Source organism: Microbacterium tumbae (genome assembly GCF_054780175.1).
On the sequence record NZ_BAAGWV010000013.1, the window covers coordinates 1 to 537 of the forward strand.

At 71.9% G+C, this 537-nt stretch carries 1 protein-coding gene; it reads right to left on the minus strand.

All coding sequences use genetic code 11. The features are described 5' to 3' along the window. Positions 1-537, minus strand: a 537-nt coding sequence (locus tag ACYVGQ_RS18740) for a hypothetical protein (protein WP_460786204.1), incomplete at both ends; no start/stop codon positions are given.

A 537-nucleotide genomic window follows, 5' to 3' on the forward strand; every position in this document is an offset into this window, starting at 1 on the left:
GTGGACGGCGCAGAGTTCGTCGTCGTCGCAGTGGTTCGGCTGGCTGCACGGCGTGGCCTGCGTCTCGGGCTGCGGGATCAGGACGTCCGTGCCGCACTGGGTGCAGATGCCGCCGTCTTCCAACTCCTCGGCCGTGACGGCCGTCCAGATGTCTCCGAGCGGAAGCGGCGCGCATCGCAGGCAGTGGAGGTCCGTGCCCGTGGTGGGTACGTGGGCGACGACGCGGTCCGCTGCCTGCGTCTCGGGCTGCCGTGTCTCGCCGGCCACACGGCCCGGACCGGACACGGGCGCGGCGGCCATGAGCGCCGCAGTGATCAGCCCCCGGTAGTCGAGAGCGCTCCGGCCCACGACGGCTTCCGACTCCAGCACGGAACGAACTCGGTCGATGGCTTCGGTCTTCCGGTTCAGCGCAGTGCAGGCCTGCTCGTAGGCCCACGCGGTCGGGTAGGGCTGCCGGTCGTGGGCGATGGCGAGGTCACGCTCGCGGCGGAGTTCGGCCTGCTCGGCGTCCGCGACGGTGATGGCGGCTGCGGTGAC